Origin of the sequence: Caballeronia grimmiae (genome assembly GCF_000698555.1) — a bacterium.
GTDB lineage: Bacteria > Pseudomonadota > Gammaproteobacteria > Burkholderiales > Burkholderiaceae > Caballeronia > Caballeronia grimmiae.
In genome coordinates, this window is the sequence record NZ_JFHE01000017.1 from 105,247 (window position 1) to 121,091 (window position 15,845).

The following is a 15,845-nucleotide window of genomic DNA, read 5'->3' on the forward strand; positions in this document are numbered from 1 at the left end:
GATCTAAACCAGAGACAGATGAACCTTCGGGTGCCCGGGAATCAACGCAGCTTCAACGTCGACAAGCCAAACAGACACAACATCAACGTGATGATCCAGAACCGCACGACCACTTGCGTTTCCGTCCAGCCGGACAGTTCGTAGTGGTGATGCAGCGGCGCCATCTTGAAGAAGCGGCGGCCCTCGCCATAACGGCGCTTCGTGAACTTGAACCAGAAGACTTGCAGCATCACGGAAAGCGTTTCCGCGACGAAGATGCCGCCCATGATGAACAGCACGATTTCCTGACGCACGATCACCGCGATGGTCCCGAGCGCGCCGCCGAGCGCGAGCGCGCCGACATCGCCCATGAAGACCTGCGCGGGGTGCGTGTTGTACCAGAGGAACGCGAGGCCCGCGCCGCCCATCGCCGAACAGAAGATCAGCAGTTCGCCCGCGCCGGGAATGTGCGGGAACAGCAGGTACTTCGAATAGACCGAGCTGCCCATCACGTAGGCAAACGCGCCGAGCGACGCGCCCACGAGCACGACCGGCATGATGACAAGACCGTCGAGGCCATCGGTGAGATTGACTGCGTTGCTCGACCCGACGATCACGAAGTACGTCATCGCGATGAAGCCCCACACGCCGAGCGGATACGTGATCGACTTGAGGAAGGGCAGCATCAGGTCGGCGCGTGCGGGCAGGCCCATCGAGAGGCCGCTGCGCACCCACGCCATGAAGAGATCGAACACGCGCGCGTTGTTCGCTTCCGACACGCTGAACGCGAGATAGACCGCGGCGAAAATGCCGATCACCGATTGCCAGAAATACTTCTCGCGCGACGACATGCCGCGCGGGTCCTTGTGCACGACCTTGCGATAGTCGTCCACCCAGCCGATCACGCCAAAGCCGAACGTGACGAGCATCACGATCCACACGAAGCGATTCGTGAGATCGGCCCACAGCAGCGTGGACACCGCAATGCCGATGAGAATGAGCACGCCGCCCATCGTCGGCGTGCCGGACTTGACGAGGTGCGTCTGCGGGCCGTCCTTGCGCACGGCCTGGCCGACTTTCATCGCGGTCAGTTTGCGGATCACCCACGGGCCGCAGACGAGACCGATCAACAACGCCGTCGCCGTGGCTCCCACGGCGCGGAAAGTAATGTAGGTGAACACGCGCATGAAGCTGGCGTCATTCTGAAGCCATTGCGCGAGTGCGAGTAGCATGCTGGGCCTTCTCTTTCAGTGAGTCAGTGTGCTGCGGGCGCGGCGCCCGAAGCGGGTTGTTGTGGGCTCGTGAGGGCGTCAACCACGCGTTCCATCTTCATGAAACGCGAGCCTTTCGCGAGATACGTTGCGCCAGGTCCGAACCCGGCTTGTTCGAGTGCTTCGAGCAGTGCGCCGACATCGTCGAAATGCGCGCCGGTCTGCTTCGATGCCGTTGCGTTGAATGCGTTCACTGAATCGCGGCTGGCGTCGCCGAGCGCGAAGAGCGCATCGATGCCGCGTTGCGCCGCGTAAGCGCCGACTTCGCGATGAAACGCCGGCCCTTCTTCACCGACTTCGCCCATGTCGCCCATCACGAGCACGCGCGGCGATGGCTGCGCGGCGAGCACGTCGATGGCTGCGCGCATGGAATCGGGATTGGAGTTGTACGTATCGTCGATGACCGTCGCGCCGTTCAGCGCGCCGATCAGCGCGCGCTTGACCTGCAAGCGGCCCTTCACCGGCTGGAACGCTTCGAGGCCGCGCCTGATCGCGTCGAGCGAAACGCCGGCGGCAAGCGCCGCAGCCGTTGCCGCGAGCGCGTTGCGCGCGTTGTGCTCGCCGAGCACCGCCAGCGTCACGTCGATCGCGCCTTGCGGCGAGCGCACGTGCACCGTCGTCCCGCTGACCGTCCCGGTGACGGCGGCCATCGATTTGTCGCCGGTGAGCGCGAAGTCCATGATCGGATTGCCGGTCGCGGCGACGCGCCAGATGCTCGCGTAATGGTCGTCGGCGGGAAACACGGCCGTGCCGGTTTCGCCGAGCGCATGGATGACGGAAGCGTGTTCGAGCGCGACCGCTTCGACCGTCGCCATGAATTCCTGATGCTCGCGCTGCGCGTTGTTGACGACCGCGACGGTCGGCGCCGCGATCTTGCCAAGCTCGGCCGTTTCGCCCGGATGATTCATGCCCAGCTCGACCACCGCCAGCTCGTGCGCCGCGCTCAGGCGAAACAGCGTGAGCGGCAAGCCGATGTCGTTATTGAAGTTGCCCGCCGTCGCGAGACGCGCTTGTTCGCCGACAGCCGCCGCGAAGATCGACGCGATCATTTCCTTGACCGTCGTCTTGCCGTTGCTGCCCGTGACGGCGACCAGCGGCATCGTGTAGCGCTTGCGCCAGCCGTGCGCCAACGCACCGAGCGCCGCGCGCGTGTCCTTTACCTTGATGACAGGAAGCGGCCAGGCATCCGAATTGCGCAACTCGCGCGAAACGAGCGCCGCAGCCGCGCCGCTCTTCGCAACCTGATCCAGGAAATCATGCGCATCGAAGCGATCGCCCTTCACCGCGACGAAAAGATCGCCCGCCTGAATGGCGCGGCTATCCGTCACGACGCGTTCGATCGCAATGCTTTCATCGCCGATGAGCGACGCGCCGGGAATCAGCGCGGCGGCTTCGCGCAAGCTGAACATGGTCATTCGGAACCTCCGCGCTGCGTCGCGCGTGCTGCAAGCGCGAGGCGCGCGTGGTCCTGATCGGAGAACGCGCGCTTCTTGCCCATGATTTCCTGTGTGGCTTCGTGCCCTTTGCCGGCCAGCACGACGACATCCTCCCGCGCCGCCGACCGCACGGCTTGCAGGATGGCACTCGCGCGATCTTCGATACGCCGCGCTTTCGCGGCGTCCTTCATGCCGGCGGCGATCTGATCGATGATGGCGAGCGGATCTTCGCTGCGCGGGTTGTCGCTCGTGATGACGACCTGATCGGCGAGACGTTCCGCGATCTCGCCCATCAGCGGGCGCTTGGTCGCGTCACGGTCACCGCCGCAACCGAACATGCAAATGAGCTCGCCGCCGCGCGCATTCGCAATCGGGCGAAGCGCGGCGAGCGTTTTGTCGAGCGCATCGGGCGTGTGCGCGTAGTCGATCACGACGAGCGGCTCATCGCTTTGGAGCCGGCCGCCGAGACGCTCCATGCGCCCGTTGACCGATTCGAGCTTCGCAATGCGCGCGATGGCGGCATCGAACGGGACGCCCACTTCGAGCAGCACGCCGAGCACGGCGAGCAGGTTGCTGACGTTGAACGTGCCGAGCGTGCTGACTTCGACTTCGGCTTCGCCCCAATCAGACGAGAGATGAAACGCGGTGCCGGTGGCCGTCGCGCGGACGTGCGTGGCGAGGAGCATCGCGTCGGCGCTCGGGGCGGCATCGGCGGGCATTTCGACGCCGTAGGCAATCGTGCGGACCTTGCCGCGCAGCGAGGCGATCAGGCGCTGGCCGGCGGCATCGTCACGATTGACGATCGCCGTTTTCAGCGACGGCCACGCGAACAGACGCGCCTTCGCCGCTTCGTATGCCTCGAACGTGCCGTGATAATCGAGATGGTCCTGCGTCAGATTCGTGAAGATGGCGATGTCGAAATCCGTGCCGTTCACGCGGCCCTGATGCAGCGCATGCGACGACACTTCCATCGCGACGGCTTCCGCGCCCTGGCTCTTCAGTTGCGCGAGGCTGCGCTGAAGTTGCGGCGCGTCGGGCGTGGTGAAACCGGTATTCACGAGCTTGCCGGGCATGCCGATACCGAGCGTGCCGACGATTGCGCACGGGCGGCCGAGCGCGGTCAGCGCCGTGGCGATCCACTGGCTGCACGATGTCTTGCCGTTCGTGCCGGTCACGCCGACAGTCAGCATCGACGCGGTCGGCTCGCCGTACCACGCGGAAGCGATCGGGCCGGCGAGCTCGTTCAACGCAGGGACGGCGAGCGTCTTCGATGCGTCCGGCTTGCCCGCAAAGTTTTCCGGCTGGTACAGCGCCGCTGCCGCGCCCGCGCCGAGGGCGGCGTCGATGTACGGACGATTGTCCGCGCCATCGACCGCATACGCGAAAAACACGTCGCCGCTTTTCAGCGAGCGCGTGTCGGCGTGCAACTGCGCCTCCGGCCGCGCATGCGCGCGCAGCCATTTAACGGCGTTCGAAACGTCCTTCTGCATCTTGCTTTGACGGGCCGCGCTCATCGCACGACTCCCGGATGACTCTTCGTGTTGCTCGACACGGCGACTTTCTTCGCCGTGTTCGCGTTGTTGGTATTCGCTGGCTGCGTCCCTGATTGCGGCGCAGAACCGGATTCGTCCGACACCACCATTTGCTTGACCGGCATGTCGGGCGGCACGTTCAGCGCACGCAAGGTGTCGCCGACGATGCCCGAAAACACCGGCCCCGACACCTGTCCGCCGAAGTGGCTGCCCGCCGTCGGCTCGTCGACCGATACCGCCACGACGATGCGCGGATTCGGCATCGGCGCCATGCCGACGAACGACGCGCGGTACTTCGAATGGTCGTAGCCGCGGCCCGCATGCTTGTAGGCCGTACCCGACTTGCCGCCGACGCGGTAACCCGGCACCGCCGCATCCGGCGACGTCCCGTTCTTCGACACGACGGTTTCGAGCATCGCGCGCACTTCGCGTGCGGTGGTCGGCGAAAAAACCTGCTGACCGAGCGGCGGCTGATCGGCCGGCGTGCGGAAGATCGATACCGGCAGCACCGAGCCGTCGTGCGCGATCGCCGTATATGCGCGAGCGAGCTGGAACAGCGACGCCGACAAGCCGTAGCCGTAGGACATGGTCGCCTGCTCGATACGCCGCCAGCTCTTCCACGGCCGCAAACGCCCGGTCACCGCGCCCGGAAAACCGACTTTCGGCGCCTGACCGAGCCCGAGGCCCGTGTACATGTTCCACATCTCTTCGGGCCGCAATTGCATCGCAATTTTGGTCGCGCCGATATTGCTCGACTTCTGAATCACGCCGCCGACAGTGAGCGTGCCGAAGCCTGCGTCGTCCGTGATGCGCGCGCCGTCGAGCACGAACACGCCGCCACCCGTTTCGACCAGCGTGTTCGGCGACACGCGATGCAGGTCGAGCGCGAGCGAAACGGTGAACGGCTTCATGATCGAGCCCGGCTCGAAAGTGTCCGTGAGGATGCGGTTGCGCAACTGCTCGCCGGTCATGCGCGAGCGGTCGTTCGGGTTGTAGGTGGGATAGTTGACGAGCGCGAGCACTTCGCCCGTCTTCGTATCGATGACGATTGCCGCGCCCGCCTTCGCCTTCGACTTCTCGACGGCCGCCTTCAGGTTCGTGTACGCGATGTACTGAATCTTGCTGTCGATCGACAGTTCGACATCCTTGCCGTTATGCGGCACGACTTGCTCGTCGACGTCCTCGACGATATGACCCATGCGATCCTTGATGACACGGCGCATGCCCGGCGTTCCGGCGAGCACGCCCTGATCGCCGAGTTCGACGCCTTCCTGACCCTTGTCTTCAATATTAGTAAAGCCGATCAGGTGCGCGGTGATTTCACCTTCCGGATAGAAGCGCTTGTATTCCCCGCGCGAATAGATGCCGGGAATGTCGAGCGCCGCCACCTTCTGCGCGACTTCCAGCGGCACCTGGCGCTTGACGTAGACGAAGGTCTTGTCCATCGACAGCTTCGCGCGCAGGTCTTTCTGCGTCATGTCGAGCAGCTTCGCCAGTTCCGCCAGCTTGTCCGCGCCGAGGTCGTTCGGCACTGTTTCGGGAATCGCCCAGATCGCCTTGACGGGCAGACTCGTGGCAAGCACGAGGCCATTGCGGTCGGTGATCTGGCCGCGCGTAGCCGGGAGCTCGAGCGTGCGCTGATAGCGGCTCTCGCCCTGCTTCTTGAAGAACGCGTTGCCGGGGCCCTGAATCCAGAATGCGCGCGCGGCCAGCGCGAGGAACGCCATGAACAGCAGAAACACGACGAGCTTCGAGCGCCACATCGGCAGGCGCACGGCGAGGATCGGATTCGGCGTGTAGGCGACGTCCTTTTGTTTCGCGGATTTTTTCATCGTTTCGCTCCGCGAGCGGGCGGCGCCGAGGCGGGCAGCGGCGGCGGCATGGGCGCATCGGCGGCCTTGGTGGTCGCCGGGTCGTAGGTGAGATATTGCGTGCGGCCGGTCGTCACGGGCTGCATCTTCAGTGAGTTAGTGGCCAACTGCTCGATGCGCGAAGTCTTCGACAACGCGCTCTGCTGATACTGAAACTGTGCGAAATCCTGCTGAAGCTGGCGTTCCTGCGATTGCGCCCGCTGCAGTTCGATGAACACCTGCCGCTGCTTGTTCGTGGCGCTGACGACCGACAGCGCGCACCCGAGCACGATCATCAACAGGAAGATGTTGAGACGGTTCATGGCGCGATGCGCTCCGCGATGCGCATGACCGCGGAACGTGCGCGCGGGTTCTCGGCGACTTCCGCGTCACTCGGAAACACGCGGCCGACAATCCGCAACGGCGGACTCGGCAGATCGACCGCGCGGATCGGCAAACGACGGTCCACCGCCGGCGCGCTCGATTGCGCCTGCATGAACCGCTTGACGATCCGGTCTTCGAGCGAATGAAAGCTGATCACGACCAGCCGCCCCCCTTGCTCCAACAAACTTAGTGCCGATTCAAGAACTACTTGCAGCTCCGCAAGCTCTTGATTGATGTGAATCCGTATAGCCTGAAAGGTGCGAGTTGCCGGGTCCTTGCCCTTTTCACGGGTCTTGACGACGTGACCCACGATTTCGGCAAGCTCGCGCGTGCTGACGAGAGGCCCAAGACGGTCGGACTCTGCCCGGCGAGCAACAAGCGCCTTTGCAATCTGAAAAGCAAACCGTTCTTCCCCATAATCTCTGATCACCTCCGTCAATTCCTGCACCGTGGCCCGCGCGAGCCACTCGGCCGCCGACTCGCCGCGAGTCGGGTCCATTCTCATGTCGAGCGGGCCTTCCGCCCGGAAGCTGAAGCCGCGTTCGGGATCGTCCACCTGGGGCGACGACACACCGAGATCCAGCAACACGCCCGACACCTTTTGCACTCCGCGTTCGCTCGCTGCATCACGCATCGACGCAAAGCTGTCGTGCACGATCGAGAAACGCGAATCCTGAATCTGTTGCGCCGTGGCGATTGCGAGCGGGTCTTTGTCGAAAGCGATGAGCCGCCCCGCTTCGCCCAGCCGTTGCAAAATTGCCCGGCTATGACCGCCGCGCCCGAAGGTGCCATCCATATAGATGCCGTCCGCGCGCGTGATCAGTCCGTCTACTGCTTCATTGAGCAGCACCGTGCGATGCTGCAGTTCATTTCCCATCGCAGGTGCCATGTCGTTGAGCGCCGCGTCAGAAAGTGAAGTTCTTTAGCGCGTCGGGCATGCCCTGCGCCATCGCCGCGGCTTCCTTCGCGGCGTACGTCTGTGAATCCCATAATTCGAAGTGCGCGCCCATGCCGAGCAGCGTCACTTCCTTTTCGAGCGACGCGGCAGCACGAAGCTCGGGCGAGACCAGCACGCGCCCGGCGGTGTCGAGTTCGACATCCATTGCGTTACCGAGAAAGATGCGCCGCCACCACATCGCTTCCATCGGAAGCGCGGCAACCTTGGCGCGAAAGACTTCCCATTCGGGACGAGGAAAGAGCAACAGGCATCCATCCGGGCTCTTCGTGAGCGTCACCCGGCCTTCTGCCTGCCCTTGCAGCGCTTCCCGATAGCGAGACGGAACCGACATCCGCCCTTTCGCATCGAGCGTCAGCGCCGACGCCCCTTGGAACACTCGCCCTTCTCCCCGTTATGACCGGCTCACCGTCTCTGGCGCTGGTCCGTGCAAAGCTGACGACGCCCTCGATGACGCCACTCCCGCCGCAAAACTGCCCGAAAGTGGGTTCGGAATCACACAAAGAACCACTTTCTCACACTGTCTCCCACTTTAGAGGAACGTATTTCCTCGGTCAAGACGCGGTAGCTTTTTTCAGGAAGGTTTTGCTCGCTAGAACAAGGACTTAGCGCAAGGACTTGAAGCGGGGATGGAGAAGAAAAGCGTTTGGAATTAGAGAGCTAGTGCGCTATCTGAAGGTAAAGTCTGAATTCGACGATAGAGAGACGTGAAATGTAACGGTTTCCGTGGGCGGATCGTGTGAGGAATGCGGCCTTGGGTCGATGGCCGTTCGAACGAACGCGGACAGCCATCGATATAGCATGAATCAGATGTAGTAAGCGGTGCGCGTCATGACTTTCGACGCGGCGCGCATCAACGCCCGCACTGGAAACGGCATTTCGCTTCCGCCCGCGCCGATGGCCGCTGCGGCGTGCGCGCTCTCGTCGTTACGCATCTGCTCGACGATCGCCCGCGAAGCATAGTCCGCAGCCGGCAGCGTGCGCATGTGGCCGTCAAGATGCTGCTCGACCTGTCGCTCGGTCTCGGCCATGAATCCGAGGCTCGCGCGGTCGCCGAAGCGTCCCGCCGCGAAGCCGATCGCCAGCGCGCCTGCGTACCAGAGCGGGTTCAACAGGCTCGGGCGTGAGTCGAGATCCTTCAGGCGCTGCGCGGTCCAGGCGAGGTGGTCTTCTTCTTCGCGAGCCGCGTGCTCGAAACTCGCCTTGAGCGTCAGAGAATTGGTCGCGAGCTTTTGCGCCTGATACAGCGCCTGCGCGCAGACTTCGCCCACGTGATTCACGCGCATCAATCCCGCTGAATGCGCCTTCTCCTTCTCCGTGAGCGCCGGCTCTGCAACGAGCGAGTCGCCTTCCACCAGCCCCGCCACGTTCGATTCGGGAATCGGCCGCGACATGCGGCTCACGCCGACCATGGAACGCAAGCCTCGATCGAATTCGCTAATGATTTCATCGAGCGTCATGTTCTCACCTCTTTGTTCGTATTCGTGCTTTCGCAGCAGCGCATCGCCCTTGCTTAGCAAGCCCTATTCTCTCTGGCCGACGATGCGAAGATGCCCCTCGGCAAGCGCCATTTTTTGTAATTAGGGCAAACACGACTCGTGAAAATGCTGAAAAACCAAGATTTTAGCGCATGTTGCAAAAACGTCACACGAGCGGCTGACGCGGCCCCGTTTTCCTTCCGCCGATCAGGACGTGTTTGCTACATTACGTGTCAACTTCGTAAAGAAGTATTCCGGCAGGGACCGTCAACACACTGGCGCTAGAACAGTGACCTTGCCAAAACAGTTGCAGGAACATCCTTGGAGATCTATTCAATGAAAAAGTCGCTTCTCGCTCTGGCAGCATTGGGCGTCTTCGCTGGCGCCGCGCATGCGCAGAGCAGCGTGACGCTTTACGGCATCATCGACGCGGGCTTCCTCTACAGCAACAACAGCGCCGGCCAGAAGCAGTACGCGCTGAACAGCGGCAACGTGCAAGGTAGCCGTTGGGGCCTGCGTGGCACGGAAGACCTCGGTGGCGGTCTGAAGGCACTGTTCGTGTTGGAAAACGGCTTCAACGTGTTCAACGGCCGTCTGGGCCAGGGCGGCGCCGAGTTCGGCCGTCAGGCGTATGTCGGTCTGTCGACGGCGCAGTTCGGCACGGTCACGCTGGGTCGTCAGTACGACTCCGTGGTCGACTTCACCGGCGCGTTCGAAGTCGGCAGCCAGTGGGCGACGTACTTCGGTGCGCACCCGGGCGACCTCGACAACATGAACAACTCGAATCGCGTGAACAACGCGATCAAGTTCACGAGCGCGAACTACGCCGGCTTCACGTTCGGCGGTTTGTACAGCCTGGGCGGCGTCGCTGGCCAGTTCAACCGCAACCAGATCTGGTCGGTCGGCCTCGGCTACTCGCGCGGTCCGCTGCAATTGGGCGCCGGCTACCTGAACGTCAAGGATCCGAACTTCTCGTTCTTCGGCAACACGCCGGCTTCGAGCACGACGGGTTCCAACATGGCCGGCAGCCGCGTGTACTCGGGCTTCGCATCGGCTCACACGCAGCAAGTGATTTCGGCAGGCGGCGCCTATACGTTCGGCGCAGCGACTGTCGGCGCGACGTATAGCAACACGCAGTTCAAGGATGTCGGCACGGAGCCGGGCACGGGTCTGAACCAGTTTGGCTACACGGGCGGTTCGGGCAAGTTCCACAACGCCGAAATCAACTTCAAGTATCAGTTGACCCCGGCGCTGCTGGTCGGCGCGGCTTACGACTACACGAAGGGTTACGGTCTGGCCAATGCCAAGTACCACCAGGGCATGCTGGGCGCGGACTACTTCCTGTCGAAGCGCACGGACGTGTACATCGACGGTATCTATCAGCACGCTTCGGGCACCGACTCGACGCGCACGGCTGCTGTCGCGAACATCAATGGCCTGTCGCCGTCGTCGACGTCGAACCAGGTTGCTGCGCTCGTGGGTATCCGCCACAAGTTCTAAGACGCACGTAACAAAGCGGTATCGACTAAAGGCGCCTTCGGGCGCCTTTTTTCTTACCGCGCGCGTACCTCGCGTCGGGACAAAAAAGCCGTCGTATCCAGCGACGGATACGACGGCTCGTCCTCGCACGTTAGCGGACCTGTCAAACGGTGCCGTCGCGCAATTCCCGTCGCAGGATCTTGCCGACGTTGCTCTTCGGCAAGGTGCTGCGGAACTCGATGATGCGTGGCCGCTTGTAGCCCGTCAGGCGCTCGCGGCAATGCGCGATGACATCGGCTTCGGTCAGGCTCTCGTCCTTGCGCACGATGAAGAGCTTCACCGCCTCGCCGGAGTTCTTGTCCTTCACGCCGACGGCCGCGACTTCGAACACGCCGGGCAGCATCGCCACCACGTCTTCGATCTCGTTCGGATAGACGTTGAAACCCGACACGAGAATCATGTCCTTCTTGCGATCGACGATTTTCACGTAGCCGCGCTCGTCGAACACGCCGACGTCGCCGGAGCGGAAGAAGCCATCGGGCGTCATCACTTTGGCGGTCTCGTCGGGGCGATTCCAGTAGCCCGCCATTACCTGGGGTCCGCGAATGCAGATTTCGCCGGCCTCGCCCAGCGGCACCTCGTTGTTGTCATCGTCGCGAATCGAGATTTCCGTCGATGGCAACGGCAGCCCGATCGTGCCGGTGTATTCGGTGGCCGTCACTGGATTGCAAGTCACGCACGGCGACGTCTCCGATAATCCGTAGCCCTCGACGATCGGCACGCCGGTGACCGCAAACCAGCGCTTCGCGACGGCCTCCTGCACGGCCATGCCGCCGCCGTTCGCCGCGATGAGCTTGGAAAAGTCGAGCTTGCTGAAATCGGGGTGGTTCAGCATCGCGTTATAGAGCGTGTTGACCGCCGGGAACGTGTTGATCTGAACGCCCTTCAATTCCTTGATCATCCCGCCGACGTCGCGCGGATTCGGAATCAGCACGCCAAGACCGCCGGTACGGATGGTGAGCATGCCGCACACCGTCAACGCGAAGATGTGATACAGCGGCAGAGCCGCCACGCATACGAACTGATCGATATCCGGCCGTAGCTTGCGCGCCGGCTCCAGCCACACTTCGGATTGCAGGACATTGGCGATCAGGTTGCGATGCGTGAGCGTTGCGCCCTTCGCTACGCCGGTCGTGCCGCCCGTGTATTGAAGGAACGCGACGTCGTCCGGCTTCTGTTCCACGGGCGCGAGCGTATGCCTGCCGCCTTCAACCAGAGCCTGATTAAAGCGGATGCTGCCGGGCAAGCTCCACTCGGGCACCAGCTTCTTCATCCGGCGCACGACGAAATTGACCACGAGCCCCTTCAGGCCCATAAGATCGCCCATCGACGCAACCACCACATGCTTGATCGCCGTATTCGCAATCACCGCTTGCAGCGTCGCAGCGAAGTTCTCGAGAATGACGATGGCTTCCGCGCCGCTATCTCTGAGCTGATGCTCGAGTTCTCGCGGCGTATAGAGCGGATTGACGTTGACGACGATGTATCCCGCGCGCAGCACCGCAGCGATCGCGACGGGATATTGCAGCACGTTCGGCATCATCAGCGCGACGCGCGCGCCGGGCTTCAGTCCCTTCGCCTGAAACCACGCGGCGAGCTTCTTCGACATGTCGTCGAGCTCGCGATAGGTAATCGCCCGTCCCATGCAAAGGAACGCGCGACGATCGCGATTCTTGCGGAAACTGTCCTCGAGCAACTGAGACACGGATCGATACGCCGACGCGTCGATTTCCGCAGGCACACCGGCCGGATACGATTTCAGCCAAAGTTTCTCCATGCGGCGTCTCCTTTATCTGATTTTAGAATGATCGTGCGGAAACGAGATGCTAGCTGCTCGAATCGCTGCCGACAATCCGGTTAGACGCCGCGCTCCAGGCTCGTATGAACCCGCGTGCTTCAAACTTCTCAATGCAATGACTCCACTTCAACCAGGCAATCGTAGAACGTTGCCGATCCCCCCAGATCGGTCAGTGCCTGGCTCGTTACCTGATTGGCGTTGCAGCCATCGGGGGATAACTTTTTCCACCAGATCGACAAGCCGACGACAACGCCTTGACGGGCGCGCTCCGTCACACGCGCGCACGCCTGCATCGAGCCACGGTCGTTGAATATGCGGACTTGTATGCCGTCTGCGATGCCGCGCGCTTGCGCGTCGAGCGGATGGATATCGAGATGCGGCTCGCGCTCCGTCGCACGCAGACTCTCGATGTTCACGAAACTGCTGTTCAGGAAGTTGCGTGCGGGCGGCGAGATCATCGCGAGCGGATAGCGGGCGGCCAGTTCGGGCGCGGCTTCGGCGGATTCATACGGCGGGATGTAATCCGGCAATGGGTCATGGCCCTCGTCTTTCAGGCGCTGACTGTAGAACTCGCACTTGCCCGAGGGCGTGCGGAAGCCGCCATCGGCGAAAGGCGCATCGGGCAGGTCGAGCTTGAGCCAGCCGGACGCCTTGAGCGCGTCCCAATTCTGGTCTTTCAGCGTGGGATGGTCCCAGCGGAAAGCCTTCGATGCGATCTGTTCGTCGGTTTCGAATAGCGCCGGTTCGGTCAGTTCCATCGCACGCGCGAGCCCGCGGAAGAACTCGGTGTTCGGGCGCGACTCCCCTACAGGCGCGATGGCCGGCAGGTTCGCCATGACGTGCGTGTGGCCGTAGGACTGGTGAACATCGAGATGCTCAAGCTGCGTGGTCGCCGGAAAGATGAGATCGGCGTAATCAGCGGTATCGGTCTGGAAGTGCTCGAGCACGATGGTGAACAGATCGTCGCGCGCGAATCCCGCCGCGACTTTCGCGGAATCCGGCGCGACCGCAACAGGATTCGAGTTGTACACGATCAGCGCTTCGATTCGCGGGCCGAAGCTCGCGTCGCCCGGATGCAGCAAGGCATCGCCGATGGCGTTCATGTTCACGATGCGCGGCGGCTTCGCCAGACCTCCCGGCAGCAGATCTGGCCGCTGGAGCGCGGCGGCATGTGTCGGCGCCCATCCGGACGACGACAGCAGCAGCCCGCCCGATCGCTCGCGCCACGCGCCGGTCAGCGACGGCAGGCAAGCAATCGCCCGCACTGCGTTGCCACCGCCGCGCACGCGCTGCATGCCGTAATTGAGGCGGATCGCGGCTTTCTTCGTCGAACCGAAAGCGCGCGCAAGGTCGACGATCACTTGCTCGTCGATGCCGCATATCGCTGCGGCGCGCGACGGCGGATACAGCGACGCGCGCTTGGCGAGCTCGTCGAAACCCAGCGTGTGGGCATCGACATAATCGCGATCGACGAAGCCCTCGCGGATGAGCACGTGCATCATGCCCAGCGCGAGCGCGGCGTCGGTGCCCGGCCGCAAGGCGATGTGCTGATGGCACTTCTCGGCGGTCAGCGACTTATACGGATCGATCGCGATCAGTTTGGCGCCCCGCCGCTTTGCCTCCTGCGCGCGCGTCCAGAAATGCAGGCTCGATGCGATCGGATTCGCGCCCCAGATCAGAATCAGCTCGCTTTCCTCGAAGAAATCGACGTGCATGCCGACGCTCGCGCCATAGGTATAGCGGAGGCCGGCCGCACCGGCGGCGGCGCAAATCGTGCGGTCCAGGCGCGATGCGCCAAGCACGTTGAAGAACCGCGCAGCAATGCTTTCGCCCTGAACGAGGCCCATGGTGCCCGCGTAGCTGTACGGCAGAATCGCTTCGGGCGCGCGACGCGCAATCGGCTGAAGCCGGTCAGCGGCGATGCGCAATCCTTCCTCCCAACTGATCGGCTCGAATTGCCCGCTTCCTTTCGGTCCGACGCGGCGCAACGGTGTCAGAAGACGGTCCTTGTGATGCGTGCGCTCGGCGTAGCGCGTGACCTTCGTGCAAAGAACGCCTTGCGTCGGCGGGTGATCGGGATCTCCGCTGACTTTTATTGCCTTGCCGTCTTGCACGGTCACGCGCATCGCGCAGGTATCGGGGCAATCGTGCGGGCATACGGCTCGTGCGAACTCGGCTGGAGCGTTCATCGAAAAGTCCGGTCAGTCGGGAAAATTGGCGGCAGATGACCGAATTCTATTACGCCGGCTATGCGACAGACTGTCCGATCCAGCAAATAGTGGCGGCGTAGAATGAGTTATGCCGCGTGTCAATCCGCGCGATCCGAATATCAACGAGAGAGCGGTACAAATGAGTTCGATCCCTGAAATCGAAGCATCACACGATGAAATCAAGGCCCTTCGACGAACGATCCACGCTCATCCCGAGTTGCGTTACGAAGAGGTCGGCACTGCAAGGCTCGTGGCCGAAAACCTCGAACGGTGGGGCGTTACCGTGCATCGCGGAGTGGGCAAGACTGGCGTCGTCGGCGTTTTGAAGCGCGGAACGAGCGGCGCATCCATCGGACTGCGCGCCGACATGGACGCGCTGCCGATCCAGGAAGTGAACACGTTCGAACATCGATCCACACACGCCGGCCGAATGCACGCGTGCGGCCACGACGGCCACACGGCGATGCTGCTCGGCGCCGCCAAGTACCTCGCCCAACACGGAAAGTTCGACGGGACGGTCGTGTTCATCTTCCAGCCAGCAGAGGAAGGCGGTGCGGGCGCAAAAGCCATGATCGACGATGGACTCTTCACCCGCTTCCCCGTTGATGCCGTGTTTGGGATCCACAATTGGCCAGGCATCGAGACCGGACACTTCGGCGTTACCGAAGGACCGATCATGGCCTCGAGCAACGAGTTTCGCATCACGATAAACGGGACCGGCTCGCACGCGGCGCTTCCGCACAACGGTCGCGATCCGGTGTTCACGGCGGTTCAGATCGCGAACGCATTGCAAAGCATCATCACACGTAACAAGAAGCCGCTGGACACGGCAGTGCTGTCCATCACGCAGATCCATGCGGGAGAAGCGGCGAACGTCGTGCCCGACCGCGCATGGCTCGGCGGCACGGTGCGGACGTTCACTGTGGAGACGCTCGATCTCATCGAAGCGCGGATGCGCAAGATCGTGGAGGCGACGGCTTCTGCGTACGACTGCGAGGCAGAGGTGCGATTTCACCGGAATTACCCGCCGACCATCAATGACGCCGAACAGGCGATGTTTGCGGCGCGCGTGATGGCGGAGGTAGTGGGCGCGGACAAGGTCGACAGCTCGGTCGAGCCGACGATGGGCGCCGAAGACTTCTCGTTCATGCTGCTCGAGAAACCCGGATGCTATGCGTTTCTTGGAAACGGCGATGGCGGGCATCGCGATCATGGACACGGCGCGGGGCCGTGCATGCTGCACAACGCCAGCTACGACTTCAACGACGCGTTGTTGACAGTGGGGTCGTCGTACTGGGTACGATTGGTTGAGCGGTTCTTGGCCGAGAAGTGATTGCTGCGGCGGGCGTACTTCATCGGGACGCCTGCGCGCGTAAGCGCGCCCCCAACGCAAAAACCCCACCTTTGCGGGGT

Annotated in this window: 12 protein-coding genes; 2 read left to right on the top strand and 10 right to left on the bottom strand. The window is 62.8% G+C overall.

Going from position 1 to position 15,845, the window contains the following annotated elements; genetic code table 11:
- Positions 1–41: 41 nt before the first annotated feature.
- The 8 genes from mraY to coq7 form a co-directional block, all read right to left on the bottom strand.
- Complete coding sequence (gene mraY / locus BG57_RS18260; protein WP_035966875.1) at positions 42–1,211, bottom strand: phospho-N-acetylmuramoyl-pentapeptide-transferase; 1,170 nt, start codon at positions 1,209–1,211, stop codon at positions 42–44.
- Between the two features lie 23 nt (positions 1,212–1,234).
- Entirely contained in the window at positions 1,235–2,665 is a 1,431-nt protein-coding gene (locus BG57_RS18265; RefSeq protein ID WP_035966877.1) for a UDP-N-acetylmuramoyl-tripeptide--D-alanyl-D-alanine ligase, read from the bottom strand.
- Positions 2,662–4,200, bottom strand: coding sequence for a UDP-N-acetylmuramoyl-L-alanyl-D-glutamate--2,6-diaminopimelate ligase (locus BG57_RS18270; protein ID WP_035966879.1), 1,539 nt, complete (start codon positions 4,198–4,200; stop codon positions 2,662–2,664). Before BG57_RS18270 ends, BG57_RS18265 begins: the two co-directional genes overlap by 4 nt.
- Positions 4,197–6,050: a peptidoglycan D,D-transpeptidase FtsI family protein gene (locus tag BG57_RS18275; protein WP_035966880.1), complete on the bottom strand. Its 1,854-nt coding sequence runs from the start codon at positions 6,048–6,050 to the stop codon at positions 4,197–4,199. Before BG57_RS18275 ends, BG57_RS18270 begins: the two co-directional genes overlap by 4 nt.
- Positions 6,047–6,391, bottom strand: a complete 345-nt coding sequence (gene ftsL / locus BG57_RS18280; protein ID WP_035966882.1) for a cell division protein FtsL — start codon at positions 6,389–6,391, stop codon at positions 6,047–6,049. The genes BG57_RS18275 and ftsL overlap by 4 nt, the downstream gene beginning before the upstream one ends.
- Positions 6,388–7,341 (bottom strand): 16S rRNA (cytosine(1402)-N(4))-methyltransferase RsmH, encoded by a 954-nt coding sequence (gene rsmH / locus BG57_RS18285; RefSeq protein WP_035966889.1) that lies wholly within the window; start codon positions 7,339–7,341, stop codon positions 6,388–6,390. The genes ftsL and rsmH overlap by 4 nt, the downstream gene beginning before the upstream one ends.
- Before the next feature lie 16 nt (positions 7,342–7,357).
- Positions 7,358–7,786 carry a division/cell wall cluster transcriptional repressor MraZ gene (mraZ, locus tag BG57_RS18290; protein WP_035966891.1) on the bottom strand — a complete coding sequence of 143 codons (429 nt, stop codon included), beginning with the start codon at positions 7,784–7,786 and terminating at the stop codon, positions 7,358–7,360.
- A 427-nt stretch (positions 7,787–8,213) separates the two neighbouring features.
- Positions 8,214–8,867: a 2-polyprenyl-3-methyl-6-methoxy-1,4-benzoquinone monooxygenase gene (gene coq7, locus BG57_RS18295; RefSeq protein ID WP_035966918.1), complete on the bottom strand. Its 654-nt coding sequence runs from the start codon at positions 8,865–8,867 to the stop codon at positions 8,214–8,216.
- 354 nt (positions 8,868–9,221) lie between these two features.
- Here coq7 and BG57_RS18300 point away from each other — a divergent pair, with 354 nt between their 5' ends.
- Positions 9,222–10,385 (top strand): porin, encoded by a 1,164-nt coding sequence (locus BG57_RS18300; protein ID WP_035966893.1) that lies wholly within the window; start codon positions 9,222–9,224, stop codon positions 10,383–10,385.
- Between the two features lie 142 nt (positions 10,386–10,527).
- Here the strand turns inward: BG57_RS18300 and BG57_RS18305 are convergent, their stop codons facing one another.
- Together BG57_RS18305 and BG57_RS18310 are read right to left on the bottom strand one after the other, a co-directional pair.
- On the bottom strand, positions 10,528–12,201 hold the full coding sequence (locus tag BG57_RS18305; protein ID WP_035966894.1) for a long-chain fatty acid--CoA ligase: 1,674 nt from the start codon (positions 12,199–12,201) through the stop codon (positions 10,528–10,530).
- Positions 12,202–12,329: 128 nt separating this feature from the next.
- On the bottom strand, positions 12,330–14,411 hold the full coding sequence (locus BG57_RS18310) for a molybdopterin-containing oxidoreductase family protein (RefSeq protein ID WP_035966895.1): 2,082 nt from the start codon (positions 14,409–14,411) through the stop codon (positions 12,330–12,332).
- Positions 14,412–14,571: 160 nt separating this feature from the next.
- Between BG57_RS18310 and BG57_RS18315 the strand changes: the two genes are divergently transcribed.
- Positions 14,572–15,765: a M20 aminoacylase family protein gene (locus BG57_RS18315; RefSeq protein WP_035966896.1), complete on the top strand. Its 1,194-nt coding sequence runs from the start codon at positions 14,572–14,574 to the stop codon at positions 15,763–15,765.
- The last annotated feature ends 80 nt before the right edge of the window (positions 15,766–15,845 follow it).